1 protein-coding gene is annotated in these 2,964 nt (G+C 59.4%); it reads left to right on the forward strand.

Annotated features, from left to right (window positions below; translation table 11 throughout):
* Window positions 1–709: 709 nt before the first annotated feature.
* The gene (locus QZ269_RS12590; RefSeq protein ID WP_291427050.1) at window positions 710–1,666 is read left to right on the forward strand and encodes a hypothetical protein; all 957 of its coding nucleotides are present in this window, start codon (window positions 710–712) and stop codon (window positions 1,664–1,666) included.
* Window positions 1,667–2,964: the final 1,298 nt, after the last annotated feature.

The following is a 2,964-nucleotide window of genomic DNA, read 5'->3' on the forward strand; positions in this document are numbered from 1 at the left end:
CGCTTCGCAAGTCCCCCTGCTGAGCAGTTACGAGCGAGAAACAGATTTTTACGCATGAATGTCACCATACTCCAAAGGGGAATGGGGCGCTTTCACCTGACCGGAGGTACTCCCGACAGGTCGTCGAGTCAGGGCGATGGACACTGAGGGAGCAAGCGTTGCTTTGGGGAAATCATTGCCACGCCCACTACTTGAGCTAGGCAGAGCCCACAGCGGCCAGCTACCCTCCACCCGACTGATTGACATGCACATAGTCGACTGGACTGCGAACCGTCACTGTGCAAGCTGCCACTTCAGCCCTCTGGTCACCGAACCTGTTGTCCCAGTCCACCGCCACGCCGAACGCCAGCACCTCGATCTACGGCAGAGCAGCGACCGGCTACATCATCGGCCCTATGATAAAGGAGACAACACCACAGTGAACAACCAAAATCAGGTCAGCCCTACAGCAATTGTAGGGCAAAGTCATGCTATACCACAAGTTTTGCCCCTAGTACACGGTGCAACAACTCATGAAAGTGAGAGCAGGTTAGCCCGCTTCGTGGAGCAATTTATTGCGTCCCAGCGGGCAAAAGGCCGCGATGTCGGCCCGCTCTTTAGCAATTCGTCAGATGCCGTCACTCACCCTACCCCGGCCCCAGTTGCCGTAAATCCAGTTACTTCAGTTGCCACAGGTGGAGCCACACCCAGCGCAACCCAATTTCTACACATGGCTCTGTCCGCCGCCAGCGGTACAGCGCCCGAACCCCGCAAGAAGCCGCGCACCGCTCAGGAGTTCAAGACCAAGCTGGTCGAAGACCGGGCCAAGCGTCGAGCAGAGAAGGAAGCCAAGGACAGGCCCGCCGACCCGGTGGCACATTACGCGCAGTACGCCCCGGCCCCCATCCGCTTGCAGCTAGAGCCGCAGGCGCAGGAGTTTACGCCCACCGCGACGCTGACGGCCTGCCTAGAGACTGCCGAGTGTCCCAAGCTGGCGCGGCGACTGTTCCAAGTGCTTCACGAGCTGGCGCTGTACAGCGTTCGGGCGCGTGGGCTGCCTGCTGTGGGCCTCACGGTGGGCGTGTTCCACTTGCCGCTGGAGCTGCTGGCGGCGCACTTCCAAGTTAACCGGACAACCATCTGGCGAAATCTTCAACCCCTGCTAACTGCTGGCCTCCTTGACGCTCGCGACCACTGCGGCAAGTTGCGCGGCAAGAGTGCCGTGACGGGCAAGATATGGGCCGTCAGCATCCTGCCCGAGCGTCAGTTAGACGGCCACGCTGAACCTGTGAAGGTACGCCACTACGACCTGACAGCCAAGTGGCGGAACTTAGACGCCGACGCCGAATCAGACCACACGGTTTGGAGCCTAACCAGAACTGAGGAGCAAAAAGTGGCCTACAAAGCCCAGCAACTAGAACGAGCGGCAGAAATCGCAGAGGCACGGTCGCGGGCCGAGGAAAGGGCCAAAGAGCGCAAAGCAGCCATGGCCAGAGGTGAGAAGGTTCTGACCGGACGCGCCGCCGCGACGGTCAACGCCGCCCAGACCCGCGCCGAAAAACCACGCCCCACCCGGAAGAAAACAGAAATGCAACAGTCATTTTCAAACCTAAAAACATGGATTGAGACGGTTCGAAGGGTCCCGATATTTCTCTGTTCGTCCCGTCTGCTTCATTCTTCTTACTGAGACGGCATTTTTCTGCTGTGCTCACTAAATATTTTTCTCTTCTTCATGTCTATTTTTCATATTCAGTAATTCCCAGGGTGAGACCGATACCACCCAGCCCAGGCCCTCACTCCTGACCAGCCTGAGCATGGGTAGAGGCCAAGGGCACTCCCCTCTCCTGGCCATGACACTGACCTGGACACGTGCGCAGCTTCGACACCGAGGACCTCGGGGACGAGCGCCGTGCGCCTGCTCAAGACGACGGCCTGCCTGCCGCACCAGCATGGAAGTGGCTGAGTGTCACACTCCTCCGAACGGACAGTCATACGCACTGAGTACTGCTCTCAGAGCAAGTCAAGGTCTCTTCAACACTGTTCAGATTCTGGTGAGCAGACCACCCGTTGCCGAACCCTACGAACTGGACTTCAACCTTTCCCTGTACTACTGACCGCTGGGTAGACAGCCAGTCAAACACATTTCCAGCCGGCCCCGCGCGGATCTCAAGACCGGCCGCATCACCATCACTGAAGTGGAGTAGGCCGCCAGCCTAACCATGGTGCTCGCGCTGTCGACCGCACAAAAGCAGATCGTCATCCGCTTCAATTATTACACCGGGCGGCAAATCACCTAAACCTTCCCGATCAGCAGCCTCCAGCAGGCGCTCACGGCCATCAAAACCCGCAAGTAGAACCGGGACTCGCCCTTTCCCTTAGCCACCCTTTCAGAACAGTTTGCTCATTCTCCCGGGAGACCATATGCCTGAAGAAAGCATCGTTGCCGACCTCCTGCTGAGCGTGACGTGACCGACACTCCGGAAACCGTCATCCCCCCCAGCACCTCCTGGACGCTCGCGTTTCAATCCTCGGCCCACCCGAAGGCAGGCCGAATCACGTCACCCGCATCATCCGCCGCCACAGCACGCCGCTGTTTCAATCCTCGGCCAACCCGAAGGCAGGCCGAATCCTCACCGTCAGCACCCGCGAGGACCGCTCGCCCGCCGTTTCAATCCTCGGCCCACCCGAAGGCAGGCCGAATCTTTCATGAGTGGGGGTACACCCCGGATTTCCTCTGTTTCAATCCTCGGCCCACCCGAAGGCAGGCCGAATCGTCCGCTCCCACGGCCTGCACCACATCGACGGCGAATGGCTCGTTTCAATCCTCGGCCCACCCGAAGGCAGGCCGAATCCAGTGGCACCGTTACCCCGGCTGGTACGAGCAGATGTTTCAATCCACGGCCCACCCGAAGGCAGGCCGAATGAGGTCTACGAGCAGTTGCAGGAATACCCCGCCCTGGTTTCAATCCACGGCCCACCCGAAGG

Origin of the sequence: Deinococcus sp., assembly GCF_018260405.1 — a bacterium.
Lineage (GTDB): Bacteria > Deinococcota > Deinococci > Deinococcales > Deinococcaceae > Deinococcus.